Genomic DNA, 24,778 nt, shown 5'->3' with positions numbered 1-24,778 from the left:
TTGAATAGGACACGATTGGCTCATATGGCCAGAGAAGATCAAAGCGGGGGATGGGCAGCACGTCTTTCTCCCTCACTGGACGAAATCGAATCGATTGCGATCGAAGCTCTTGCGCATCTCCCGCAGGAGTTTCGTCAGCTATGCGGCGACATCATCATCCAGATATCCGATTTTCCAGACGAACAGATCGTCGAGGATATGGGACTGGATACGCCTTTCGACCTGCTCGGCCTTTTCGAGGGCCACGGCATCGGTGAACGGTTTAGCATGCAAACAGGTGATGGGCCGAACCGCATCACGCTTTTCCGCCGTGCCGTCATTGATTACTGGGCCGAGCACGAGGAGACGCTGGGCGACATCATTACCCATGTTCTCATTCATGAGATCGGGCACCATTTTGGACTGTCCGACGAAGACATGGAAGAACTCGAAGCGCAGGCCGAATGATATCTGTCCTGTAAGCTCGCTTGCTTTCTGAAATAATTTGAAAGACCGTCTGAAGTTATTGCAAGGGATGGATGCTATAGATTTATCCTGATGCAGTTCGAGTAGTGATCATGAGTATAGATTTCTTCCAGGGGCTTTCCGCTTTTCCACTGACACCGATTGATGTTTCAGGAAATGTTGACGCGGCTATTCTGACACGTTTTCTGGATCGCATTCAGATGGCGGGAGCGGATTCCGTCGGTCTTTTGGGCAGCACTGGCAGCTATGCTTATCTCTCGCGCTCACAGCGCCAACAAGCAGTTCAGATAGCCGTTCATGCCGTGGGCGGGAAAACACCCCTCATTGTGGGTGTCGGCGCGCTTCGCGCCGATGAAGCTGTGATACTGGCGCGCGATGCTGAAGAGGCCGGAGCGGATGCGCTTCTGCTGGCTCCCGTGTCATACACACCGCTCACCGATGAGGAAGTGTATCAGCATTTTCGGACCGTTGCCGAAGCGACGTCCCTGCCTCTTTGCATCTACAACAATCCCGGAACGACCAGATTTATCTTCGCTCATGAACTAATTGTTCGCTTGGCAAAGCTTAAAAATATCAAGGCAATCAAAATGCCACTGCCTGCGAATGATGCTTTCAAAGTAGAATTGTCAAAGCTCCGTTCAGAGACAAAAGAAGATTTTTCCATTGGTTATAGCGGCGACTGGGGCGCTGCCGACGCGCTGCTTGCCGGATGTGATTGCTGGTATAGCGTGATTGCAGGGCTTCTGCCTGTTCCTGCGCTGTCGCTTGCTCGCGCGGCCCAAGCCGCCAACAGAGCCGAAGCCGAAAGGATCAATCTGGCTTTTCAACCTTTATGGGAACTGTTCAAGCGTTTTGGAAGTTTCCGCGTCATGTATGTGATTGCCGATCTGCTCGGCCTTGCACAGATTGAGCCGCCACGTCCAATCCTACCTTTAGCTCCGCCTGTTAGAGCAAAGGTCGAGCAAGCCCTCGAAAGCTTGGATAGTCTGGAATTATCGCGGGAATGAAAGACACCTTATAAGAGGCGTCTTTCATACTTGCATTCAGGCAACGCTCAGACGTACATCGAGATTGCCGCGCGTGGCATGCGAATAAGGACAAACGATGTGAGCCGCATCGACCAATGCCTGGGCGTTGTCTTTTTCAACACCGGGAAGCGCTATTTCCAACGCCACATCAAGGCCAAAACCACCACCATCTTCGCGCGGTCCGATACCAACGGTCGCCGTGACCGTGCTATCCGGTGAAATCGAAACCTTTTCCTTCGCAGCCACAAATTTGAGTGCACCGAGGAAGCAGGCCGCATAACCAGACGCAAAAAGCTGTTCAGGATTGGTGCCTTCGCCACCCTGCCCGCCCAGTTCCTTTGGCGTGTCGAGAACGACGCTCAGGCGTCCATCGGCGGTCTTCGCGCTGCCCGTGCGGCCACCAGTTGCTGTCGATTGAGTGGTATAGAGAATAGCCATTTGGTTGCTCCTTGCTAGATTAATCATTCTCAAAACCAACGTAGCGCATTTTAAATTGTGGACAATCTAATTTTGCGTAATTGATTACACAATTAAGTGATGCGCAATTCAATTGCATGTGCGGTATAAAGTGCGAATCTTCGGAAATTGAAGGCAGACATTGATGGCACAGGATTTCCCGCTCAAACTTTCCGATATGGTCTGCTTTGCGATCTATTCAAGCGCGAATGCTTTGGCACGGGCCTATCAGCCGATCCTGACGAGGGTTGATCTCACCTATCCGCAGTTTCTGGTGATGCTGGTTCTTTGGGAAAACAATGATCAGACGGTATCGCAGATCGGCTCGAAACTTGGTCTTGATTCTGGCACACTGACCCCGCTTTTAAAGCGTCTCGAGGCAGCTGGCCGCATTCAGCGCTGCCGCGACGCCCAGGACGAACGTCAGGTACGCATCACGCTTACAGAGGCGGGATGGGCGTTGCGGCATGCGGCTGCGGATGTGCCGGAAGCAATCATCTGTGCGCTTGGCCAGCCACTCGATGAGTTGATCGATATGCGCCAGCGCCTTTTCAATATCCGCGATAATCTCGTCGCCGCCCGCACCAAATAAAAAGCGCCGGTCAACCGGCGCACAAACATCAGTCAGATAAAGCCTCTCACTGAGAATGGCCGTTATAATGCTTGTCATACCATAGCCACCCGAAAACAGCAGCCGCTACAATCAGTGGGAAAACATACCAGAAGAACACTTCCGAAGTCATGGCTTCAGCCTCCCTAGAATTCGTCTTGCTGCTAAATGTAATCCAATTGCCGCGAGAATCCAAGAGCCAAGGACCAGCACGGAGACGAACAGCCCGCCATCCGGCGTGAAATTAAACGTCTTTCCGAGCACGCCAACCGCCAGAAAGGCCGTAGACAGGCGATCGAGATTATTCGCCAGAAGTTTTATGCGCTCGTTATATATCAGGCTCATCTATAGCCCCGTTTCGCTTTCCTCTCCTACATATCCAATACAGGAAGTAACTTCCAGTCCTCAAAGAAAAAGCGCCGGTTTCCCGGCGCCTCTGTCTTTCCAGTCTGAAAAAGCGATCAGGCAGCAAGTGCCTTGGGCGTAATCAGCCCGCGCGCAATCAGCAACTCTGCAATCTGAATGGTGTTGAGGGCAGCCCCCTTGCGCAGATTGTCGGAAACGACCCATATGGCCAGACCGTTCTCGACGGTAATATCCTCACGGATACGGCTGATATAGGTTGCATCTTCACCAGCCGATTCATAAGGCGTGATGTAGCCGCCGTCCTCGTGCTTGTCGATCACCTGACAGCCCGGCGCTTCGCGCAGAACTTCACGGGCTTCCTCGGCAGAAATCGGGTTCTCAAATTCCAGATTGACCGCTTCCGAATGCCCGATGAACACGGGAACACGCACAGCGGTTGCCGTCACCTTGATCTTGGGATCAAGCATCTTCTTGGTTTCGGCGACGAGCTTCCATTCTTCCTTGGTATAGCCGTCTTCCATGAACACATCGATATGCGGGATGACATTAAAGGCAATGCGCTTGGTGAATTTCTTCGTGGAGATCGGATCTGCGACGAAAACCGCGCGAGACTGTTCAAACAGCTCGTCCATGCCTTCCTTGCCCGCACCCGAAACCGACTGGTAAGTGGAGACAACGACGCGCTTGATTTTTGCGGCATCATGAAGCGGCTTCAGCGCGACAACCAACTGCGCCGTCGAGCAATTCGGATTAGCGATGATGTTCTTCTTACGAAAGCCTTCAATCGCATCCGGATTCACTTCCGGCACGATCAGCGGCACCGCAGCATCATAGCGCCAGGCCGACGAATTATCGATCACCACACAGCCCTGCTGGCCAATCTTCGGCGACCATTCCTGCGAAATCGAACCACCAGCAGACATCAGGCAGATGTCGGTGTCGGAAAAATCATAGGTGTCGAGCGCGCGTACCTTCAGCGTCTTGTCGCCAAAGGACACCTCCGTGCCCTGACTGCGACGCGAGGCGAGTGCCACGACCTCGTCTACGGGAAAACCGCGCTCCTCGAGAATATTGAGCATTTCGCGCCCAACATTGCCCGTAGCGCCGACAACTGCAACCTTGAAACCCATTTTCGTCTCCTGTCCCTCTCCGCTTCGATATTCAGAACCCCCGCAGGCCACGCGGATGTTCCGCCCCCGGGCCGAACCCGGAGAGAGGGCGAGCAGGCCAAGGGATCAGACCGTTTTGGTGGTCGTTTTGGTAATGGCCATAGTTTTTTTGGAAATTGAAGACATACACGCTTGCCCGGTAAAAATACCGGCGCTTTCTGACAAAGCTGACGCTATGATGACGCGTTCCACGCGAGTTCTCCTTCGTTCGAGTTTGCTTTTACGCGCTTTATGCAGGGAGTCAATTATCAGCGATCGCAAGAAGCATATTTTTTGCTAGTTTCATAAAGAAAGCGGCATTCCGGCACTGTCAAACCTGTCTCATACTAAAGACTTACTCCCCGAATCTGCATTTTCAGTTCATCATGCAAGTGTGTAGAGAGCGTTGTTCGCTGAGAGGAAAGCGGTGCGGCGCATTGGACGGATCTCATTTGCTCAATATTTCTCTTGTCGGGTATTTCCCCCATCAGGAACGAAATGAGAAGTCCGTTTTATATAGTTCTGTTTGGGAGGACAGATTAATGGCAGTTTCTTCAAGTGCCGATTCCGGTACAAAAAAAATGACACGCGAAGAGCGCAAGGTTATCTTTGCATCATCGCTTGGAACTGTTTTTGAATGGTATGATTTTTATCTGTATGGAACACTCGCTGCCTTCATCGGCGCAGCGTTCTTCAATGAATATCCAGAAACAACACGAAACATCTTTGTCTTACTGGCTTTTGCTGCAGGTTTTCTGGTGCGCCCGTTTGGTGCACTTTTCTTTGGCCGCATCGGTGACCTTGTGGGCAGAAAATATACTTTTCTCATCACCATCGTCATCATGGGCGCATCGACATTCCTTGTCGGCATTCTTCCTGGTTCGGCCACATTGGGCATCATCGCACCGACAATCCTGATCATTCTGCGCATGTTGCAGGGACTGGCGCTCGGCGGTGAATACGGCGGCGCTGCAACCTATGTTGCCGAACATGCGCCCAACGGCCGGCGCGGTTTTTATACTTCATGGATTCAAACCACGGCCACACTCGGCCTGTTTCTGTCGTTGATGGTGATTCTCAGCGTTCAGAACATTATGACGACAGAGTCATTTGCCGCATGGGGCTGGCGTATTCCGTTTATCTTCTCAATTTTCCTGCTTGGTGTTTCTGTCTGGATTCGTTTGCAGATGAATGAATCGCCAGCATTCAAGAGAATGAAGGAAGAAGGGAAAACATCAAAAGCCCCCCTTTCCGAAGCCTTTGGTCAGTGGAAAAATGCGAAAATTGCCCTTATCGCCCTTTTCGGCCTGACAGCAGGCCAGGCCGTTGTCTGGTATTGCGGTCAGTTCTACGCATTGTTTTTCCTGCAAAATGTGCTCAAAGTTGAAAATCAGTCTGCAAATATCATGGTGGCGACAGCGCTTATTCTTGGTACTGGTTTCTTCGTCGTGTTTGGCTGGCTTTCAGACAAGATCGGACGCAAGCCAATCATCATGGCTGGTTTGTTGTTGGCCATCTTGACCTACTTCCCGCTGTTCAAAGCTCTGACGCATGCCGCAAATCCCGCACTTGCTCAGGCTGAACAAACGATCCGCGCAACAGTTACAGCAGCCCCCGGCGATTGTAACTTCCAGTTTAATGCAACCGGCACAGCCAAGTTCACCAGCTCTTGCGATCTTGCCACGAGCTTTTTGTCACGCAGTGCCGTACCTTATGATGTTGTCGAGGGGCCAGCCGGACAGCCTGCAACCGTTAAAATTGGTGATGCAACGATCACATCTTTTGACGCGGTTCAGGAAGGAACGAACGCTCCTGCCAGACAGGCTGCACTCACCCATGACATCAATCTGGCTTTGCAAAAAGCTGGCTGGCCACTGGTCCGCAGCCCGGCAAAGGTTGCAGATTCCCAGCTTGAAGCGTTCATAGCATCCAATCCGGAATTGGAACTAAATGCCGATGCTATCAGAGCGGGTGAAAAAACAACATTAGCAAGCGCAGATCTCGTCAAGAACAAAATTTTGACGCAGGCTGAAGCTGATGCGGCTGCTCTACCCGAACAAGCCGTCTATACCATCCCGAATGCAGGGGCATTCAAGATGGTTGCGGATCCGGATCGGATCAACTGGGTTATGACCATCGCCATTCTCACTGTACTCGTGATCTATGTCACAATGGTTTATGGCCCGATTGCTGCGATCCTTGTCGAAATGTTCCCGACCCGCATCCGTTATACCGGTATGTCTTTACCATATCATATCGGTAATGGCTGGTTCGGTGGCCTTCTGCCAGCAACCGTCTTTGCAATGAGCGCGGCTAAGGGGGATATTTATTATGGCCTCTGGTATCCAATCATCATTGCAACCATAACACTCGTCATTGGCATTCTGTTCGTCAAGGAAACCAAGGATGTCGATCTGAACAAGGTGGAATAATCGCTCTTCCGCTGACAACCAGAAACGCCGCCCTTTCGGGCGGCGTTTTTGTTTTCATAATCCATAGGGAAATTCGATCAGGACAAGGCCTTGAACTTTCCAAGGATCGCATCACCCATTTCGCCTGTTGTGATCTGTTTGGTACCTTCCGACCAAATATCGGCGGTGCGCAGCCCTTCATCAAGGACACCGGCAATCGCTGTTTCCAGACGGTCGGCCTCGGCCACCAGATTGAACGAATAGCGCAAGCACATCGCAAGCGAAGCAATCATGGCGATCGGATTGGCGATCCCTTTACCCGCAATGTCGGGTGCCGAGCCATGCACCGGCTCATAGAGCGCCTTGCGCTTACCGCTCTTCGCATCAGCCGCACCCAGAGACGCGGAAGGCAACATGCCAAGCGAGCCTGTCAGCATGGCGGCAACATCTGAAAGCATGTCACCAAAAAGATTGTCGGTGACGATAACATCAAACTGCTTTGGCCAGCGCACGAGCTGCATGCCGCCGGCATCCGCCAGCATGTGATCGAGCTCGACCTCGCCATGCTTTTCCTTGTGACGCGCGGTTACGACCTGATTCCAGAGCACGCCCGATTTCATGACATTGCGCTTTTCCATCGAAGTGACCTTGTTGCGGCGCGTGCGCGCCAGCTCGAAAGCCACATCGGCAATGCGTTCAATTTCGTAGGTATCGTAAACCTGCGTGTCGATGCCGCGCTTCTGGCCGTTACCGAGGTCGATGATTTCTTTCGGTTCACCGAAATAGACGCCGCCAGTCAATTCACGCACGATGAGAATGTCCAGCCCCTCGACCACTTCGGGCTTGAGCGAGGAGGATTGCGCCAATGCCGGGTAACAAATGGCCGGACGCAGATTTGCATAAAGCTCCATGTCCTTGCGCAAACGCAGCAGTCCGGCTTCCGGGCGCACTTCATAAGGGACATCATCCCATTTCGGCCCGCCCACCGCACCAAACAGAACGGCATCAGCGGCAATAGCCTTTTCCATATCCGCGTCGGAAATCGCCTTGCCATGCGCATCATAAGCACAGCCGCCGACAAGTCCCTCATCAGTTTCGAAACCCAGTTTCAGATCCGAATTGAGAAAAGCGATAATCTTGCGGACTTCCGCCATCGCTTCGGGGCCGATCCCGTCGCCGGGCAGAAGAAAAAGTTTGCGCGATGCCATGATGCCATGCCTCTGTTTTTAAACTAGAAATAGAAGCAAACGAGCGGCTTGCTCCTGACGGTCAAAACTGTTCCGTAAGCCTTATAGAACTCCGGCTCAGGGCAGGCAACAACAAGCAGCAATGAAATTAATGAAAATTTTTACCGGAATGTAGGAAATTAAATAACCATCGCGGCAAGACTATCAGCTGTTTTTGCCTTCATTCGCATCGATCGTGCGTGCTTCCGACGGCAGCATGATCGGGATGCCGCCGCGCACCGGATAAGCAAGCCGCGCTTTGTGTGAAACAAGCTCGGATCGTGCGGCATCATATTCCAGCGGCCCCTTGGTCAACGGGCAGACCAAGAGTTCGAGAAGACGGACATCTATTTCTGTACTTTTGACTTTGTTGTCCATTATCGCCACTCCTTCATTGCAGTCGCGAGCCGAAATCATTGTCTTTTTCCTTGGCCAGAACCATTTCGGTGATAGCGATCAGCGTCGCGGCACGGGTCGTGAGATCAGGCGCTTCCAGCAATGCCTGTTTTTCAGCCGGGCTGAAAGGCGACATGATCGACAACGCGTTGACGAGCGTTTCATTGCCAGCACGTGCAATATTGTCCCAGTCCGCTTCCAGATTATGGGCTTCAAGATAATCACGAAACGCCTGCAAAAGCGCCTCACGGTCGATCTCGCCAGCATCACGTGTTTCTTCGAGATCGGCCAAAAAAGGTATGATTTGGCACTGGCGATAGGGTGAGCGGCAATTGACCTCCTCGCGCACCCGGAAACGACAGATGCCTTGCAAGGTGATGAGGAGACGTCCATCGCCAGTCTCGGCATAGGTGGTGATGCGGCCAAGGCAACCGACAGTGCTCAACGGCGGGTTGACCGTTTCATCGAGTTGCGCCACGGCCTCATCGTCATCGCCCTCGATACGGGGCTGGATCATGCCGATAATGCGTTTACCCGCCAGCGCGTGCTCGACCATTTCCAGATAGCGTGGCTCAAAAATATTGAGTGGAAGTTGACCGCCAGGTAGAAGCAGCGCTCCCTTTAAGGGGAACACCGGCACCTGATCCGGTATGTCGTCGCCCGTTCGATAACGAGCATTGCCAACCTGCATTGCAACCTCCCTTTGCGGCTTGTTCTCTCAAGAAAACAGGAGCGAGGACAACTTGCGGCGCGCTGCAAGGGTCGCAGCATCAGCGTTGCCCCAGGCTTCGAAAAACTGCAACAACTGCTTGCGCGCGCCGTCATCGTTCCACGCGCGGTCCGCCTTCATGATCGCCAGCAATTCATTGGCCGCATCGTCGCGCCGTCCTTGTGCATTGCGCACATGCGCCAGATCGAACCGCGCCTGATAGTCATTGGCGTCAAGCTGAATACGCCGCTCCAGTTCAACCGGATCACCGATCAGCTTGACCTGATCGGCAAGCGCAAGCTTTGCTTCCAGTGCGCGAACGGCTGCCGCCTCGCGCTTGTCTGCACTCACACTCTCCAGTATTTCGCGTGCCTTTTGCTCATCCCCGGATTCCAGAATACAGGTCGCAAGCCCGACGACCGCATCGAGATTATCCGGCACGACCTGAAGAACAGAATTGAAAATTTCGCCCGCCTGAACGAATTCACCGGCCGCCAGCAGTTCGTTACCGGCTGCGATGGCATCGGAAATTGCGGCTTCCTGATCGCTCGGACCGCCTAGTTTGGCGATAAATTCCTTGACCTTGGATTCAGGCTGGGCACCCATGAAACCATCCACCGGCTGACCGTCAACGAAGGCGATCACAGCAGGAATGGATTGGATGCCGAGCTGCCCGGGAATGGACGGATGATCGTCGATATTCATCTTAACCAGCTTGACGGCACCACCCGCCTCGTTGACCGACTTTTCGATGATCGGCGTCAACTGCTTGCATGGGCCGCACCAGGGTGCCCAGAAATCCACAAGCACTGGCTGCTTGCGCGATTCAGCGATCACGTCAGCCTGAAATCCCGCCGTCGTTGTGTCCTTAATCAGCCCCGACGCGACAGGGGCTGTCGTCGCGGAACCAAAAGAAATATTAGCCGACATCTGGCCGCCCGCATTGGCGTAAGGATTGTTCTGGCTGGTCATAAAATATCCCTCGTCTGTTCCGGTTTCAGGCGTTTCTCACCACCGGCTTCGTTCTTTCAGTTTGTGTCTGCCTTGCGCGATTTCAAGACGTAAACCTATATCGTTTCTTCTGACTTCGCTGCTTGCGATACCGCGAGAATACGTGGTTCGTGGCCGATCGATTTGAGGAAAGCGAGAAGGTCATCGCGCCGGATGCTGGTGGTCGCCTCATTGGTCAGCGGGTGCGCATTGATGATATCATATTTCATCAATGCGGCGTCCAGAATGACCTGTACGCGATGATCCCGGTCGTTGATAGCACCGAAGACTGAGACGGATCCCGGAATGACACCGAGATACTCCATCAGCTTTTCCGGCTTGCCGAACGAAACACGGCTTGCGGCACCGATCACCGGATGGATGGATTTCAAATCGACGACGGCATCTTCTTCCACGGTAACGAGAAAGAAATTATCCTTCTTATCCTTCAGGAACAGGTTTTTTGTGTGTCCACCCGGAACTTCACCGCGAAGTGTTTGAGAATCAGCGACTGTAAACAGAGGCGGATGTTCCACCGTCGACGTCTCAATACCCTGTTTTGCCAGATAATCGACAAGTTCCTTCGGCGAGAGCCCCATGATCCGATCCATTCCGTGATTATTCGATGCGAATTACACAAAGCTTATAGCCCAACTGCCTACCATCGTAACCATTGAAACGCAGATTTGATGCTTTCATTAGAATGCGGCAGAGCGAATACCGCGCTTTCGTTTACAAACTCTGCCGCTTCCCCGCATACGGCTCGCCTTAAACCGCACAGCGCAATAAAATCGGGAAATTCTTATTTCTCGTCATTTGCCTGTTGCATTCGCAAAAAGCTTGGTTCATATAGCGCCTGCCTGATGAGACAGCATCAAAATGAGGCTGGCTGGCGCGAGCGGGTGTAGCTCAGGGGTAGAGCACAACCTTGCCAAGGTTGGGGTCGAGGGTTCGAATCCCTTCGCCCGCTCCAGTTTTCTGATCAGACAGGCAAAAAAATCCCGGCTTCGTCCGGGATTTTTGCTTTTAAAAGTACCGATATCTGAAATGGCCGGGCTTCATCCGAATGCCAACAGTTTCACGACCTCGAACAAATGCGTTTGAGCCTCGTTAGAGGCAGTCCTATTGAGAGAAAGCGGAGCAGGTCGCTCCGCCTTCCCTGTCCGTTTCATCAGATGACGCCAAGCGCATTCATGGCTTCGGCCACGCGCACGAAGCCTGCAATATTGGCACCCAGAACATAATCACCCGGCGTACCATATTCCTCAGCTGTTTCCGCGCAGGTGTCATGGATGTTGCGCATGATCTCGGCAAGTCGCTCCTCGGTTTGCTCGAATGTCCAGCTGTCGCGAGATGCGTTCTGCTGCATTTCCAATGCCGATGTTGCCACACCACCGGCATTGGCTGCCTTACCCGGCGCAAACAGTACGGCTGCTTCCTGGAAAATTTTCACAGCTTCCGGCGTCGAGGGCATATTTGCGCCCTCGCCGACCGCCATAACACCATTATTGACCAAAGCCTTGGCATTCTTGGCCGTCAGTTCGTTCTGTGTCGCAGAGGGCATTGCGACATCGCAAGGCACATCCCAGATCGAGCCGTTCTCGACATAGCGCACACCCTTGCCCTTTTCCTGCGCATATTCGGAAATGCGGGCACGGCGAACTTCCTTGATATCCTTGATCAGATCGAGATCGATACCGTTCTCATCGACGATAAACCCATTTGAATCCGAACAGGCGATAACGCGGCCACCAAACTCGATGACCTTCTCCATGGTATAGACGGCAACATTGCCCGAACCCGACACCACGACGCGCTTACCGTCAAATTCGTGCTTTCGTGTTTGCAGCATGCGCTGCACAAAATAGGTTGCACCATAGCCAGTTGCTTCCGTGCGCGCCCTGGAACCACCATAAAAAAGCGCTTTACCGGTCAGCACCCCAGCTTCATAACGGTTGGTAAGACGCTTGTACTGGCCAAACATGTAACCGATTTCACGTCCGCCGACACCGATGTCACCGGCCGGAACGTCAACATATTCACCGATATGACGCTGAAGTTCGGTCATAAACGACTGGCAGAAGCGCATGATCTCCGCGTCGGAACGACCACGTGGGTTGAAATCCGACCCGCCCTTGCCTCCGCCAATCGGCATGCCGGTCAGCGCGTTCTTGAACGTCTGCTCGAAGCCGAGAAACTTAATGATGCCGACATTGACCGATGGATGGAAGCGGATGCCACCCTTATAAGGTCCAAGCGCCGAATTGAACTGGACGCGAAAACCGCGATTGATCTGCACACGGCCCTGATCGTCTACCCATGGCACGCGGAAGATGATCTGACGCTCCGGTTCGCAGATGCGCTCGATCAACGCATTGTTGGCGTAATGCGGCCGTTTGGCGATCACACGTCCCACGCTTTCGAGAACCTCTCGCACGGCCTGGTGAAACTCATGTTCACCGGCATTGCGACGAAGGACATCTTCAAGAATCGGTTCAAGCTTTTCGTGAACGTTGACCAAAATTTAATCTCCCGAATGGGTTGGTAGACTCGCGTAAGGAAAAAATCAGTTGTCGTTTAGGATAATTTTTGGGCTTTTTGAATAGGTATTGGGCAACAATCTTCTTAAATTGATCGCTAAACGCTATTTTTGCCTATTTCACGAGCGGATTGCCCACTACGGCATCGCCCCCGCAAATCTGAAACGATTTTAATCCCCCCTCGTGCTTTACTTGTAAACTGTTATAACGTTGCTTCCTGCTTCCGCTTTCATTCAGCCCGCACAGAAACCGGAGCGCATCCCGAAAAGTGTGAAATTGTTTTCGGGAAAAGATGCGTCACAATAAATGGATAGAGTATTGCTTATTAATCAAGGTAAATGGGAAATGCTCTATGTCACTCTATAAACAGGCATGGCTCTTTTCGATCTGGTTTCTAATTGTCATATGTTCTTTTCCCTACTGGCTGTTTGCTTTAGGCGATGAACTTGGCGCTGCTGGTTATATAATCGGGGCAATAATCCTTGGTGGGCACTGGGTGGCGGGCGAGTTATATTTTTATTGTCCTGATTGTGGCCTCTCCCCCTATCGCAGCAACAAGGGACTGATTTCCCGTGTCAGTCCGATCCCAAGTAAAAAATGTGCTCATTGCGGTTATGATTACAACGCTGCTCCGCCGTCGGCAGAAGTTTAACCGGCAGATTTTTCCGCGCTTATCGTATGATGGAACTTGTTTTCCCGTCGATTGCCGAACAGGCGCAAGGTTTCCAGATGTTCGCGCTGAGCCCGATAAAAGGCGCGTAGAAATGCCAGTTCGCGGCCGCGCTTGACGGGCGCATCATAGCGGATCTTGCGGACAATCGTTTGCGCAATACGCTCAACCTCAGGCGCGTCAGCGCTTTTTGCCGGATCGCGCAGCACATCTTCCAATGTCTGCAATTCGAATTTTCCGTAAACATCGAGATGTTCGGGCAGAAAGTCGAATTCGGCCTGATCAGCCACGACAGCGGGCGCGGCCAGTGCAAGATCGGACAACAACGCGGAGCGTGGATTATCCACCACCATCGTTCCCGCGATCATGTCGCCAAGTCGCTGACGGCGACGATTGGCGATTGGAACGATAAAGATCACGCTCACCCAGATCAGCATGATTGCAATGCCCCAGCCTGAAAGGGATGAAGCGGCAAAAACCATCGTCAATGGGGTGAAGAATTCAACCTCTTTCATGAGATTTCGCGCCGTCACCTGATGTGCGGTGAGACGGCGGCCATTCATGTTGATGACGCGGATACCGACAATCCTCTTGCCGAGTGTGCGCCCGTTCCAGATCATCTCCGACAGGATATAATAGGGAATACGCAGAAAGAACACGAGCAGTATGGCAAGAATGAACTGCGCCTCGAATGGCAGCAATCCGCTGACGAACAATGTCAAAACGCAGACATAAACAACGAGGTAGGTGAAGATCAGGTCAAGCAGTTGTGCGCCTAACCTGCTTCCAAGCGAGGCGATGGAAAAACTGATCGGCACACCTTCGGGCGGGATAAATTGTTCGATACGGCCCGTATTCTCTGCAACCTTGCTCATGCGTGCGCCTCATTTGCGGCTTTGTTTTCCCTGCCGCAAAGTAAAAGCCAGCTCAGCCAGAACGCTCCCATTCCCCAGCCAATGACCAGCCGCCAGACGGGTTCCTGTACCAGTTGTCGCAAAAAGCCCTCGATGAAAGCTGCGGCGACCAACATGATGCCTGCCAGAATGAACAGCTTGACCGCATCATGCGCCTGATGGCGCAGAGCATCACGGCGGCTTCGTTGCCCCGGCAACAAGACGGCGAGCCCCAGCCGCGCCCCGCCCGCACAGGCAATCGCAATTGCCGCAAGCTCGGTTACACCATGAATGGATAGCCAGGCAAACAGATCATATCCGAGCCCCTTTTGCGCGAACATGGAGAAAAACGCGCCCAGCAACAACCCGTTATAGAATGTCAGGATGAAGCTTGGGACGGCGAGAAAAATGCCAAGCGCGAAGATCAGGATAGCGATTCTTGTATTGTGAGAGAACAGAAACGAAGAGAACACCGCGAGCCTGTCGCTTTCATGTCGCTCATTACCGTAAATCGTGCTGCGCAGATAATCCGCCGAAGCTTCCGGCGTGCGCATATCACCGAGATCGGGTGGCACCAGCGTATAAAACCAGCTTGGATCCAGCATGAACAGCTTGTATCCTGCGGCGAAACCAAAAAGCAGCGCGAGAAAACCGATAAAAAGAGGCAGGGCGGAGCGGCGCACCGCTTGCGGAATGCCTTGGGTCAGCAGACGGGAAATCAGACCGCCGATACTTTCCTGTGGCGCGTAAACAACCAGATAGGCGCGCGAACACAGGCTTTCCAAATAAGCGACCAGAGCCCGATCCAGTGAAATATCGCGCGCAACACTGAGCGAATTCATCGCCTGACGATACTCAGTCGCCAGAGTGCGGGTCTCATCATAGCTCAATGACGATATACCGCTTTTTTCCGCCCGGGTGACAAGGTCATCCAGATTGCGCCAATGCGCTTCCCGTTCGACCCGAAAGCGCGCGGAACGCAGCATATCGGTCTGCGTCGCTAAGGGTGCGACGGGTTCCGGTGGCGATGCCATGTTCACATTAACCTTCTCGTCAACGGCGATATCGCTCATATCATCTCACGCGATTTGATTTCTATATAACGCGCCACCAAATCCGATGTCAGACTTTCGGGCGTGCTGTCGAGACAAAGAACACCAAGGCGCGCGAGCTTCTCCATGACTGCGCGACGCTCGTGCAATATCTGGCGTGTGGCAACCGACTGGGCGATTGCCTCAAGGTTAAGTTCGTCGGGTTCTGCAAGCTTGGTCAAGACCGGATCGCGCAACGCCACATAGACGATAAAGTGATGGCGCGCGAGAACCCCGATATTTTCAATCATCAGTTCGGCGGTAATACTGTCCACAAAATCGGAAAAGATCACGATCAATGAACGCCGCTTGAGCCGCCCGGAGAGATGCGTCAGTCCAAGCGTATGATTGGTTTCCTGCGTTTCATAGCGCAATTGCGCACAAATGGTCTGCAACCTCGAAAAGGCGGCGCGTCCCGGCATCGCCGGGGTAAACAGGCGCGGGCGGCTGTCGAAACTATAAAAACCGACCAGGTCGCCGGCAAGCCCGCCAGCCCAGCACATGGCGAGTGCTGCATTGATGGCACGGTCGAGCTTGGGCAGTCCTGCCAGACGCTCCGCCATAAGGCGTCCGCTATCGACACATAAAATGATCTGATGGTTTCGTTCGGCCCGCGTTTCACGCACCACCAGATTACGCACCCGCGCAGAGCGCTTCCAGTCGATGCTGCGCGGGTCCATGCCTGGCGCGAATTCGCGCAGCTGATGAAACTCCGACCCTTCACCGCGCAGGCGCATATCTTTTTGACCATTTTCCAGCGGCAGCATCTGCGTGGAAATCGCTCCCGACAGGACGGGCGAAATATCCGGCAGAACAGCGATTTCGCGTCCGACCGGTTTTGATGCGATCATCTCAAGCAAGCGTAGTCGCGACGGCCATTGCAACCACAGTGCATGGACCATGTACTGGCCGCGCCTTTTCAAAGGCAGGTGCACTATACAGCCCGCCTGACTACCATCAGATGTAACAACAAGTGGCGGCAAGTGATCGGTCTCGCCTGCGAGCTCCGGCGCCAAATCGAGGCGCGCCTTGATCCTTTCCGGCAAACGCCCTTTTCGCGGACGCACCTCAATCTTCACCCGCGCCTTATGTCCAACAAAACCCTGTGCAGGAATGTCGACGTCCGCATCAATCCGGCTGGAAAAAACCGACAACAGAAGATCGAGGATGGTAACGCCCGCCGCACCCCCCCAGGCCATAACAAGATACTGCACGAGATAGGGCCACCACACACTGATGATGACAGTGATGGCAGTCAAGAGCAGACCGAGGGCAACAAGGGTCGAAGAGGGCCGCATCTAGAGCATATCCAGTTTAACTTGGTTCATGAGAAATGCTCTCTTTTCGGGATGCGCTCTAACGCGGCGCATCCACACGGTTCTTGATATTGCTCAGCACATCTTCAGCGGTACGCCCATCGATTTCGGCTGCAGGAGACAACACGATGCGATGGCGCAAGGCTGGTGTGAGCAAAGCCTGAACATCGTCCGGCAACCCGTAATCGCGCCCCTCAAACGCTGCACGCACCCGCACCGCAGCCGCTAACGCATCAGCTGCACGCGTGGAAGCGCCATGGAGAATATCCGGGTCGGAACGCGTGGCGCGAATGAGATCAACGATGTAGCTCAAAATGGCCGTCTCCAGATGAATACTGTCGACCAGATTACGACCGTCAGCGAGCGTGACGCTATCAAGAAGACGAGCGATACCGGCCGTACGTTCATCGGATTGCAAGGCTTCGCCTGCATGTTTGGACAGGATGGCAATCTCGGTATCACGATCGGGGAAATCGACTACCAACTTGAACAGAAACCGGTCGAGCTGTGCTTCCGGCAGAGGATAGGTTCCCTGCTGTTCGATGGGGTTTTGTGTCGCGAGCACGAAGAAGTTCGAGCCAAGCGAATAGTCGGTTCCATCGATGGTCACCATGCGCTCGTTCATGGCCTGTAAGAGTGCCGACTGTGTTTTTGGCGGTGCGCGGTTGATTTCGTCTGCAAGCAGTATATCCGTGAAAACCGGTCCTTTGGTGAGGTGGAACTGGCTGGTCTGGAAATTGAACAGATTGACGCCAAGCACATCGCCGGGCATCAGGTCGGGCGTGAACTGGATGCGGCGATATTCCATGTCCATGACCGCCGACACCGAGCGGGCAAGCAAGGTCTTGGCGGTGCCGGGAGGGCCCTCGACGAGGCAATGCCCACGCGCAAAAATCGAAATCAGCACGAGATCGATCAGCGCATCCTGACCCTGAACGGCTTTACCGATCTCTCCACGGAGAGAGGCGATCAGCTTACGAAATTCATCAAGACCCAAGGTCGGCGCTCCTCAATAATTTTCTGAATGTTTCCAGATAGCTATACAGTTCAGAACGGCTCATCTGCGAGCCGCGCTCAATTAGTGCTTGGGCGGTTGTCCGCAATTGCGCTGAGAGAGCCTCATCACGCCGGGCAAGGCGTTGATACAGGCGCTCTATGCCAGCGGCATTCGCCGCAGCAGGTCCAAAGACCAGTGCTGCCTTGTCCGCCAGAAGATGTTGCACAAATTGCGCCGCCATCCGTCCGTCATTGCCGGAAAGACGCAACAGCCGCGCCATGGCGGCGATGGCCACGGTCTTGGATATTTCGATACGCTCATCGCCCTCACGTACGGGCGGTCCGAACCGGTATGCGCCGCGCCAGAACGAAATAACCGTCACGAACAGGATCGCTCCCCAGATAATCGACAGAGGGTAATCGAAAAAACGAGCGAAATCCGTCGCCGAGCGTTCGTATCTGCGCCCCTCTTCCTCCTGTTCGGTTTCTTCCAGAAGTCGCGTATCGGTATCGAGGTAAACGGGCTTGACCGCGTTTTCGCCGCGCAGATTTTTAACTAAAGTCACGGCAAAATCGGCATTATCGCCCTGCGTAAGACCGTGATTGTTCATAAGATCCGGGTCAGACAGAAGATAGGTCGGATTATAATGCTCGCATTGCAACAGTAACGCGCCCTCCGAAAAGCCTGCCAGTTCCTTGCAGCCTTTGGGCATCTTCGCGCGATCAAAAACTTGCGCCTGATAGAGTTTCACCCGATGGGTCTTACCACCCGTCAAGGACAGGTCTGCTTCTTCAAAGCCGCTATAAGGTTGCAATAGGCGTAAATCCGCAAAGCCGAGAGCCGTCAATGTTGCCAGTGCCGTATCCGTGGACAAGAGTTCGTTACCCTTGGCAATGCCATCCTTAATCAGCGTTTCCCGCCATTTTGGGAAGATGACCAGCGTAGACAATTCATAGATTTTCTCTTCGAGAACCCAGGATTCAATCTGGTCTTCGGACGATTCTTTTCCATTGCTATTTTGTGGCGGCGCACGCAAAGGCAGGATGCGCAGAGACAGCTCAGAGCGGTTCCTTGAAATATGCTCATCCGAACGCACGACCGGTATACCCTTTTGGGCAAGCCAGAACTCCAGCCCTTTGGAACCCAAAACAGACCGGTCATAGACCTCGCTGCGCCAAGGGGCAAAGATCAAAAGGGCGACCAGGCCAAGAAGGATCACCAAGAAAACGGTTGGGCCGACCTTACGCATAGGCACGCCTTCCCTGAGAGAGCAGGGCCCGGGCACTGGTCAACAATGTGGAAAACTGATTTTCCGCGAGATCACGTCCGCCATAATGAACAAGCTCAGCTTCAACCAGCAGATTTTCCAGTTGCTCACGGTTTGGCATGCTTTGCGGCAACCGGCCAAGGACCGTGCGCTCGGTATCGGAGCGGAACAGCCGCGTCCCCGAAACATCGGCGGCATGAAGCAAGCAGCGTCGCAACAGCTGTACCAGCGCCTGCCGCTTGTCTTCCATAGCAGCGATCTTTTGCAGAAATTGCTCTGGCCCTTCCTCGGGGACAGCTTCCGAAGTGCGCCAGCTTTCCGGTGCCTCACCCTGCCGCTGTTTCATTTCACGCGGCGCTGAAGACAATAAAACGCCGCCATTTCCAAAGCGCATCCACAATCCTAGGCCAAGGACCAGTATGCCAAGGACCACGAAGATAGCCAACGGTCCGTTAACAACCGGGTCGCTCGGGTTGAAAGAAGATGTATTTCGGTTTGAAGACGTTGAGCGCACCTTCGATTTATCGCCATAAACCAGCGAACAGTCGACGCCGTGTCGCCAGCATTGTGACTTGTATTTGGTTCCCGCCTCGCTCGAACTGGGGCCTTGGCTATTTGATACAGGGCTTGCATCCTGCGCCCAGACGGGCGCAGGCAGCGTTGAAGAAATAAGGATCAGACCCAGCGCAAGCAGGCTGGCGAAACGAAACATCATTGTTCAGGCAAAGACCTCGGCAGTGGCCGCAGGCCGCAGCGGATCGGCACCGAACTTGTTTGGTCCGTCAGTGCCTTTGAGGATTGTTATGACGAGAGAAGCGATACTTGCGAGAAAGCCGACATAGGGAATAGCCGAGAGCACCATAAGAAGCAGATACCACCAGCCCGACAGATTGCGATCATGAAAACGGCGAACCTGCAGCGCAATGAATGGAATGATTAGCGCCAGCATGAATATGGCCGCTGGAATCATCACAATCAAATAGGCCAGCGAAAACGCCTCACCGGTGCCTGCTATCATCCTGATAACAAGGCCGCTTATAAAAAGAGCTGCTAAAACGAGCGTATAAAACAGAGAGAACCACCAGTATTCGGAGCGGGAAGCCCGGCCACTGAACGTTGCATATTTCTGCTTCAAAACAGTCCGAATGGATTCAGTAAATCCCATTCTCATTCCCTCCGGGCGGTTAACCAGACTATGATTTCAACAATGCCATGTGCGCAGCGATAGCCCTGAACTGGAGTACCCTCACATTTCAAGGCGAACCAACTCATAAGTACGTGGGAAGAAGATTACAATTCACGAATTTTCTTTGTTGAATCCAGCAGTTGATCTCCCCCATTACATTGACTGGCGCTAAAAACACAATCGTATCACTAGAATATAGCGACAGACGTCAACGCCCAAATTCCAGCCTGCAAAATGCTGAAGCTTGCGCCACGGCGGGCGCAAGCAGGCCGGATATATGCGAACAGCCTTGCTCAGGCAAAAACGTCAGCAGTCGCCTCGGGTCGCAGGGGATCAGCACCAAACTTGTTGGGGCCATCGGTGCCTTTGAGAACGGAAATGACGACAACCGCAATACTTGCAAGAATTCCGACGTAAGGAATAAAGCCAAGCACCACGAGCAACAGATACCACCAGCCGGACAGATTATAGTCGTGAAAACGACGTATCTGCACGGCAATGACCGGGACAATCAAAGCCAGTATAAATATGGCGGCTGGAACAACCGCAATCAGATAAACAGAAGAGAAACCCTGACCTCTGTCGAAAAGGGCCATCAGAACGCCAAAGATAAGGCCAAAACCCAACAGCACCAGCCAGTAGAACAACTGGAACCACCAATATTCAGAGCGCGAAGCCCGGCCACTGAATTTTGCATACCTATGCCTTAAAACAGTCCGAATGGTTTCACCAAATCCCATTCTCATTCCCTCCGAGCAGAAAGCCAAGTTATGACTTCATGAATGTGCCAAGCGTGTAGCGACAGCCTTGAACTCAAAGCTTCCCACGACTTCAAGGCTAATTAACTCATAAGTAAGTGCTAAGAATATTACAATTCCCGAACTTTCTTTGTGGAGTTAGAACGTCATATTTCCCCAGAATATTGACTGTCGCTAAAATGAAAGACGTATCAGTCAAATATGGCGGATATTCCCAGCCGTTCGGGCGTCGTAATACACAGTGCCTGCAGAAGAAGAATGAAAACCGCGCCAACAGCTACGCTCAGCGATATTGAAGTCAGGCCAAACCCGGGGCTTAAAAAGCTGCCGACAAATCCGCCCAATCCACTGCCGAAGAAAAAGAGCCCCAGCATTATTCCCAGAAGATCGCCGCGTCTTATGCGCTCCGCACTCAATCCAAGAAAGGTCAGTGCGAAGGAAAGCAGGCAGCCAGCGGATATGCCCTGCAACATACGGGAAATTTCCCATACCCGAAAAGAAGGCATAAGCGCCTCTATCCATGCGCTGATGGCAAAGACAAAGGTCGCCGCCAATAGAAAGGGTTTTGCACCCATAAGCGCGAACAACCGTCCGCCCAGAAACAGCGCCACAAAAAACAGCATTGAATGAACACTCGTAGCGGTCCCCAGCATGGAATAGGACGCACCGTATTCCTGCGCAACGAGCGGAAGAAGCACCCCTTGTATGCCCTCCACCAGACCGATGAAAAATACGCTTAACAGGATCACGGAAAACTGCACACCGTGCGATGATTGCGGTTGCTGTTGCATATCCGGCCTCTCTTCATTTCCACCACCGCCCCTTTTGTGTTCATGCCATGAAGCACCGACAAGGGAAAGAAGTGGAAAGCTTAAAAGGCCGGATCTTTTCAGGAACTGCGGCGCAAGACGCCATGTGCGCCATCAAGATGGCTGGCTTGAAGTTCGAGTGCCAGGAAGCGGCGTTTTTCGAACGGACCCGGCATGGCAAGCGCGCCAGTTTTCTCTGAGGAGAAACCGAAGCGTTCATAATATTCTGGATCGCCGACAAGCAGGATCGCGCCATAGCCCAAACGACGCGCTTCAGAAATCGCGTGGCGCATAAGCGCCGAGCCGATCCCGTAACCCGCGCACGCCTGATCGACCGCGAGCGGCCCAAGCAGCAGCGCGGGAACCGCACGTCCAGAGGCATCGTGTCCAGCCTGAACGTTCCATAGCCGCACCGTGCCGGCAACCATGCCATCGCTGTTTTGCGCGGCAAAGGCCAAGCCCTTTGCGGGCACGCGGCCACGACGCAGCTTTTCCGATGACTTGCGACGCCGCCCCTCGCCCATGGCGCGGTCGAGAAGCGCCTCGCGCGCCTCGACGTGGTCCGGACGTTCGGCAACGACAGTGAAAGCCGGATCGAAAACCGGGACGGGACGGGAGACCGCAACCGCGATTTGATCTTGAAGGTTCAGATATGCGTTCATGGCATTTATCCGCGAGGGCAAAAAACTGCGTCAACAAACCCCGTCCAGTGCCTTGCGGCGCCAGACGGATTGCGATGATCAATTCGGGCCGAAACCTGACCGATCAGATGACGTAGGATCGCAACGGTTCGAAGCCGTTGAACGCCACCGCCGAATAAGTGGTGGTGTAAGCCCCCGTCCCTTCGATGAGAATTTCGTCTCCGATGGTCAGCGAGAGCGGCAGCGGATAGGGCGTCTTTTCATACATGACATCCGCGCTGTCGCAGGTCGGTCCGGCCAGAACGCAGGGTTCGGTTTCGCCCCCGTCACGCGGGGTGACGATCTGATAGCGGATCGCCTCGTCCATGGTTTCGGCCAAACCGCCGAACTTGCCAATGTCGAGATAGACCCAGCGCACATTGTCATTGTCTGCCTTGCGCGAAACCAGCACCACTTCCGTCTTGATCACACCGGCATTGCCGACCATGCCGCGGCCCGGCTCGATGATGGTTTCCGGGATACGGTTGCCGAAATGTTTGGACAATGCGTCGAAGATCGCCATGCCGTAAGCCTGGGCGGTCGGCACGTCCTTCAGATAACGGGTTGGAAAACCGCCGCCCATATTGACCATGCGCAGCATGATGCCTTCATCGGCAAGGGTACGAAAAACCATGGCCGCATCGCCAAGCGCACGGTCCCAGGCCGAGAGGTCCGTCTGCTGCGAGCCGACATGGAACGAAACGCCATAAGAATCGAGGCCAAGCGCCTTGGCGTGACGCAAAACGTCAATCGCCATGGCAGGCACGCAGCCGAACTTACGCGACAGCGGCCATTCAGCGCCTTCGCCATCGGTCAGAACACGGCAGAACACACGCGAACCGGGGGCTGCGCGCGCGACCTTTTCAACTTCCTCGACGCAATCGACAGCAAAAAGGCGGATGCCAAGCTCAAAAGCGCGCGCAATATCGCGCTCCTTCTTGATGGTGTTGCCGAAGGAGATGCGGTTGGGCGTTGCGCCCGCTTCCAGTGCCATTTCGATCTCCGCAACTGATGCCGTATCGAAGCACGAGCCGAGAGAAGCCAGCAACCGCAGGATTTCAGGGGCCGGATTTGCCTTCACCGCATAGAAGATGCGCGAATAGGGCAGAGCCTTTTCAAAACTCTGGAAATTATCGCGCACGACGTCGGTATCGACGACGAGGCATGGGCCATCGGGACGACGGGTGTTGAGGAAATCAATGATGCGCTGCGTTGCCATGGTCATTCTCCCGCACGGCGTCTTCGCCGTTTGTTAAGGGGACAAAGTGTGCATGAACGCCTTCGCTGCGAGGCCAGCCTTTGGAGGTGCTGATATCACGCGAAAACGAAATGCGGCGGTGGAACAACGCCAGAAACAGCGTTCTTCCGCTTTGTCTGCCTTGGATTGGAATTGGGAGAACCGCATCCGCACTACCGGCAATGAAGGTGTGCCTCTTCAGTAATTCCGGCTTTTGGACAGCCGAAAGACACCAGAAAGGCCCGCACCGTCGTTGCTTCAAGATGTCCTCGATCTGCCGGTTGGCCATCAGATCGACTGGAGCGGTTAGGTCCAGGTACCATACCGAGTTCCTCACCATTCGAGGACCGGCGGACACCCACAGGCACGTGCGACTTTGGGCAAGGCGGATATAAGCGGAAAATCATGTCTATTCAATGACAAAATTAACCACAGCCATTTATTTTCTTGCCTCGCAAAACCAGCCTTGCCATTGTTCAACGCAACTGAAACAGTCTCGGCCTGTATCCGGCTTTTCACGGCGCTTTACCGCGTTTTTCCGCCTAAAAGGGTGAACAATGCTCTGCTTCTATTCTCTTCAGGTTTCTTTCGCCCGCATTCGTCCTGCCGCCTCACACGCAGGGAGCTGACCGGCCATGGATACATTGACACGCATGCGCGCCTTCATAGACGTGGTCGAGGCGGAAGGGTTTTCAGCCGCAGCCCGCAAGATCGGACGTTCCAAGGCGCTTTTGTCCAAATATGTACGCGAACTGGAAGATGATCTCGGCGCACGGCTTTTGAACCGCACCACGCGCCAGTTCTCTCTGACCGAAGCGGGGCATACCTATTACCACCGGGCGGTGGAGATCATCCGCGAGATCGACGCTCTTCAGGATGCGGTCAGCGAAACAAGTTCGGACGCGCGCGGGCGCATAAAACTTTCCGCACCGCGCACCTTTGCCGATGCGGTGATCGGCCAATCGCTGATCGATTTTTGTCTTGCGCATCCCGACATCGTGCTTGATATCCGGCTCGACGACCGATTTGTCGATCTGGTCGAGGAAGGGTTCGATGTCGCTATCCGCATCACGCGCTTGCAGGATTCCTCGCTCATCGCCAGAAGGCTCTCGGATTTTCACAGCGTGCTGTGCGCTGCGCCGGAGCTGATTGCGCGCGTAGGAAAACCGGAGCGGCCAGAAGACCTCTCCGACAGACCCTGCATTGTCGACACCAATGCGCGCTCGCGCAACAACTGGCACTTTCGCAATAGCGACGGCTCGATGATGAGCGTTGCTGTCCGCGGCCCGATTGAGGTCAACAGTCCCGTCGCCACAAAGAACGCCGCTCTGGCAGGGCTCGGCTTCTGTTCGCTGCCCGCCTTCATCGCGGAGGAAGAAATCGAGCGGGGTCGGCTGATTGCCTGTCTCGACGAATTCATGATCCGCGACGGCGGCATCTATGCCGTCTATCCGCACCGTCGTTATCTTCCTGCAAAGATCCGCGCGCTGGTGGATTTTCTGGCGCAGTGGTTCAAGGAAAGGCAATGA

26 protein-coding genes and 1 tRNA gene are annotated in these 24,778 nt (G+C 53.8%); 7 read left to right on the top strand and 20 right to left on the bottom strand.

From position 1 onward, the window contains the following. Positions 1 to 24: 24 nt before the first annotated feature. A complete protein-coding gene (locus tag AAIB41_RS12755) occupies positions 25 to 447 on the top strand; it encodes a metallopeptidase family protein (protein WP_343315666.1) in 423 nt (140 codons plus the stop codon). 110 nt (positions 448 to 557) lie between these two features. Continuing rightward, on the top strand, positions 558 to 1,472 hold the full coding sequence (locus AAIB41_RS12750) for a dihydrodipicolinate synthase family protein (RefSeq protein ID WP_343315665.1): 915 nt from the start codon (positions 558 to 560) through the stop codon (positions 1,470 to 1,472). Between the two features lie 36 nt (positions 1,473 to 1,508). Here AAIB41_RS12750 and AAIB41_RS12745 read toward each other — a convergent pair whose 3' ends face one another. Then, positions 1,509 to 1,931, bottom strand: a complete 423-nt coding sequence (locus AAIB41_RS12745) for an organic hydroperoxide resistance protein (protein ID WP_343315664.1) — start codon at positions 1,929 to 1,931, stop codon at positions 1,509 to 1,511. Between the two features lie 163 nt (positions 1,932 to 2,094). On the opposite strand from AAIB41_RS12745, the gene AAIB41_RS12740 reads away from it, so the two are divergent. Continuing rightward, a complete protein-coding gene (locus AAIB41_RS12740) occupies positions 2,095 to 2,541 on the top strand; it encodes a MarR family transcriptional regulator (protein ID WP_343315663.1) in 447 nt (148 codons plus the stop codon). Positions 2,542 to 2,688: 147 nt separating this feature from the next. Here AAIB41_RS12740 and AAIB41_RS12735 read toward each other — a convergent pair whose 3' ends face one another. Then, positions 2,689 to 2,904 carry a hypothetical protein gene (locus AAIB41_RS12735; RefSeq protein ID WP_343315662.1) on the bottom strand — a complete coding sequence of 72 codons (216 nt, stop codon included), beginning with the start codon at positions 2,902 to 2,904 and terminating at the stop codon, positions 2,689 to 2,691. Positions 2,905 to 3,020: 116 nt separating this feature from the next. Further along, positions 3,021 to 4,055, bottom strand: a complete 1,035-nt coding sequence (locus tag AAIB41_RS12730) for an aspartate-semialdehyde dehydrogenase (protein WP_343315661.1) — start codon at positions 4,053 to 4,055, stop codon at positions 3,021 to 3,023. Between the two features lie 560 nt (positions 4,056 to 4,615). Between AAIB41_RS12730 and AAIB41_RS12725 the strand changes: the two genes are divergently transcribed. Further along, on the top strand, positions 4,616 to 6,505 hold the full coding sequence (locus AAIB41_RS12725) for an MFS transporter (protein WP_343315660.1): 1,890 nt from the start codon (positions 4,616 to 4,618) through the stop codon (positions 6,503 to 6,505). A gap of 77 nt (positions 6,506 to 6,582) precedes the next feature. Here the strand turns inward: AAIB41_RS12725 and leuB are convergent, their stop codons facing one another. The 5 genes from leuB to AAIB41_RS12700 form a co-directional block, all read right to left on the bottom strand. After that, a complete protein-coding gene (gene leuB, locus AAIB41_RS12720) occupies positions 6,583 to 7,692 on the bottom strand; it encodes a 3-isopropylmalate dehydrogenase (protein WP_343315659.1) in 1,110 nt (369 codons plus the stop codon). 183 nt (positions 7,693 to 7,875) lie between these two features. Then, positions 7,876 to 8,088, bottom strand: coding sequence for a Trm112 family protein (locus AAIB41_RS12715; protein WP_343315658.1), 213 nt, complete (start codon positions 8,086 to 8,088; stop codon positions 7,876 to 7,878). Between the two features lie 13 nt (positions 8,089 to 8,101). Further along, positions 8,102 to 8,797 carry an LON peptidase substrate-binding domain-containing protein gene (locus AAIB41_RS12710; protein WP_343315657.1) on the bottom strand — a complete coding sequence of 232 codons (696 nt, stop codon included), beginning with the start codon at positions 8,795 to 8,797 and terminating at the stop codon, positions 8,102 to 8,104. Positions 8,798 to 8,824: 27 nt separating this feature from the next. Then, positions 8,825 to 9,787: a thioredoxin gene (trxA, locus tag AAIB41_RS12705; protein WP_343315656.1), complete on the bottom strand. Its 963-nt coding sequence runs from the start codon at positions 9,785 to 9,787 to the stop codon at positions 8,825 to 8,827. A 95-nt stretch (positions 9,788 to 9,882) separates the two neighbouring features. Beyond that, positions 9,883 to 10,404, bottom strand: coding sequence for a prolyl-tRNA synthetase associated domain-containing protein (locus AAIB41_RS12700; RefSeq protein ID WP_343315655.1), 522 nt, complete (start codon positions 10,402 to 10,404; stop codon positions 9,883 to 9,885). Between the two features lie 299 nt (positions 10,405 to 10,703). Here AAIB41_RS12700 and AAIB41_RS12695 point away from each other — a divergent pair. Continuing rightward, positions 10,704 to 10,778, top strand: a tRNA-Gly gene (locus AAIB41_RS12695). Positions 10,779 to 10,976: 198 nt separating this feature from the next. Here AAIB41_RS12695 and gdhA read toward each other — a convergent pair. Then, positions 10,977 to 12,326, bottom strand: coding sequence for an NADP-specific glutamate dehydrogenase (gene gdhA, locus AAIB41_RS12690; RefSeq protein ID WP_343315654.1), 1,350 nt, complete (start codon positions 12,324 to 12,326; stop codon positions 10,977 to 10,979). A 371-nt stretch (positions 12,327 to 12,697) separates the two neighbouring features. Here gdhA and AAIB41_RS12685 point away from each other — a divergent pair, with 371 nt between their 5' ends. Continuing rightward, a complete protein-coding gene (locus AAIB41_RS12685; RefSeq protein WP_343315653.1) occupies positions 12,698 to 12,997 on the top strand; it encodes a hypothetical protein in 300 nt (99 codons plus the stop codon). Here the strand turns inward: AAIB41_RS12685 and AAIB41_RS12680 are convergent. From AAIB41_RS12680 to odc2, 11 genes are all read right to left on the bottom strand, one after another. After that, positions 12,994 to 13,890 (bottom strand): RDD family protein, encoded by an 897-nt coding sequence (locus tag AAIB41_RS12680; RefSeq protein ID WP_343315652.1) that lies wholly within the window; start codon positions 13,888 to 13,890, stop codon positions 12,994 to 12,996. The genes AAIB41_RS12685 and AAIB41_RS12680 overlap by 4 nt on opposite strands. Next, on the bottom strand, positions 13,887 to 14,942 hold the full coding sequence (locus tag AAIB41_RS12675) for a stage II sporulation protein M (RefSeq protein WP_343316059.1): 1,056 nt from the start codon (positions 14,940 to 14,942) through the stop codon (positions 13,887 to 13,889). Before AAIB41_RS12675 ends, AAIB41_RS12680 begins: the two co-directional genes overlap by 4 nt. Before the next feature lie 35 nt (positions 14,943 to 14,977). Continuing rightward, positions 14,978 to 16,297 carry a DUF58 domain-containing protein gene (locus AAIB41_RS12670; protein ID WP_343315651.1) on the bottom strand — a complete coding sequence of 440 codons (1,320 nt, stop codon included), beginning with the start codon at positions 16,295 to 16,297 and terminating at the stop codon, positions 14,978 to 14,980. Between the two features lie 58 nt (positions 16,298 to 16,355). Further along, the gene (locus AAIB41_RS12665) at positions 16,356 to 17,312 is read right to left on the bottom strand and encodes a MoxR family ATPase (RefSeq protein ID WP_343315650.1); all 957 of its coding nucleotides are present in this window, start codon (positions 17,310 to 17,312) and stop codon (positions 16,356 to 16,358) included. Continuing rightward, a complete protein-coding gene (locus tag AAIB41_RS12660; RefSeq protein WP_343315649.1) occupies positions 17,302 to 18,561 on the bottom strand; it encodes a hypothetical protein in 1,260 nt (419 codons plus the stop codon). The genes AAIB41_RS12665 and AAIB41_RS12660 overlap by 11 nt, the downstream gene beginning before the upstream one ends. Next, positions 18,554 to 19,294, bottom strand: a complete 741-nt coding sequence (locus AAIB41_RS12655) for a hypothetical protein (RefSeq protein WP_343315648.1) — start codon at positions 19,292 to 19,294, stop codon at positions 18,554 to 18,556. Before AAIB41_RS12655 ends, AAIB41_RS12660 begins: the two co-directional genes overlap by 8 nt. 3 nt (positions 19,295 to 19,297) lie before the next feature. After that, complete coding sequence (locus AAIB41_RS12650; protein WP_343315647.1) at positions 19,298 to 19,744, bottom strand: DUF805 domain-containing protein; 447 nt, start codon at positions 19,742 to 19,744, stop codon at positions 19,298 to 19,300. A gap of 314 nt (positions 19,745 to 20,058) precedes the next feature. Continuing rightward, positions 20,059 to 20,505: a DUF805 domain-containing protein gene (locus AAIB41_RS12645; protein ID WP_343315646.1), complete on the bottom strand. Its 447-nt coding sequence runs from the start codon at positions 20,503 to 20,505 to the stop codon at positions 20,059 to 20,061. A gap of 209 nt (positions 20,506 to 20,714) precedes the next feature. Further along, on the bottom strand, positions 20,715 to 21,314 hold the full coding sequence (locus AAIB41_RS12640) for an MFS transporter (protein WP_343315645.1): 600 nt from the start codon (positions 21,312 to 21,314) through the stop codon (positions 20,715 to 20,717). 98 nt (positions 21,315 to 21,412) lie between these two features. Then, positions 21,413 to 21,994, bottom strand: a complete 582-nt coding sequence (locus tag AAIB41_RS12635; RefSeq protein ID WP_343315644.1) for an N-acetyltransferase — start codon at positions 21,992 to 21,994, stop codon at positions 21,413 to 21,415. Between the two features lie 103 nt (positions 21,995 to 22,097). Then, the gene (gene odc2, locus AAIB41_RS12630) at positions 22,098 to 23,231 is read right to left on the bottom strand and encodes an ornithine/lysine decarboxylase (RefSeq protein WP_343315643.1); all 1,134 of its coding nucleotides are present in this window, start codon (positions 23,229 to 23,231) and stop codon (positions 22,098 to 22,100) included. 653 nt (positions 23,232 to 23,884) lie between these two features. Between odc2 and AAIB41_RS12625 the strand changes: the two genes are divergently transcribed. Beyond that, the gene (locus tag AAIB41_RS12625) at positions 23,885 to 24,778 is read left to right on the top strand and encodes a LysR family transcriptional regulator (RefSeq protein WP_343315642.1); all 894 of its coding nucleotides are present in this window, start codon (positions 23,885 to 23,887) and stop codon (positions 24,776 to 24,778) included.

The sequence above is a fragment of the Brucella sp. BE17 genome, assembly GCF_039545455.1.
Taxonomy (GTDB): Bacteria; Pseudomonadota; Alphaproteobacteria; order Rhizobiales; family Rhizobiaceae; genus Brucella.
This window is presented reverse-complemented; position numbering and strand designations above follow the sequence as displayed.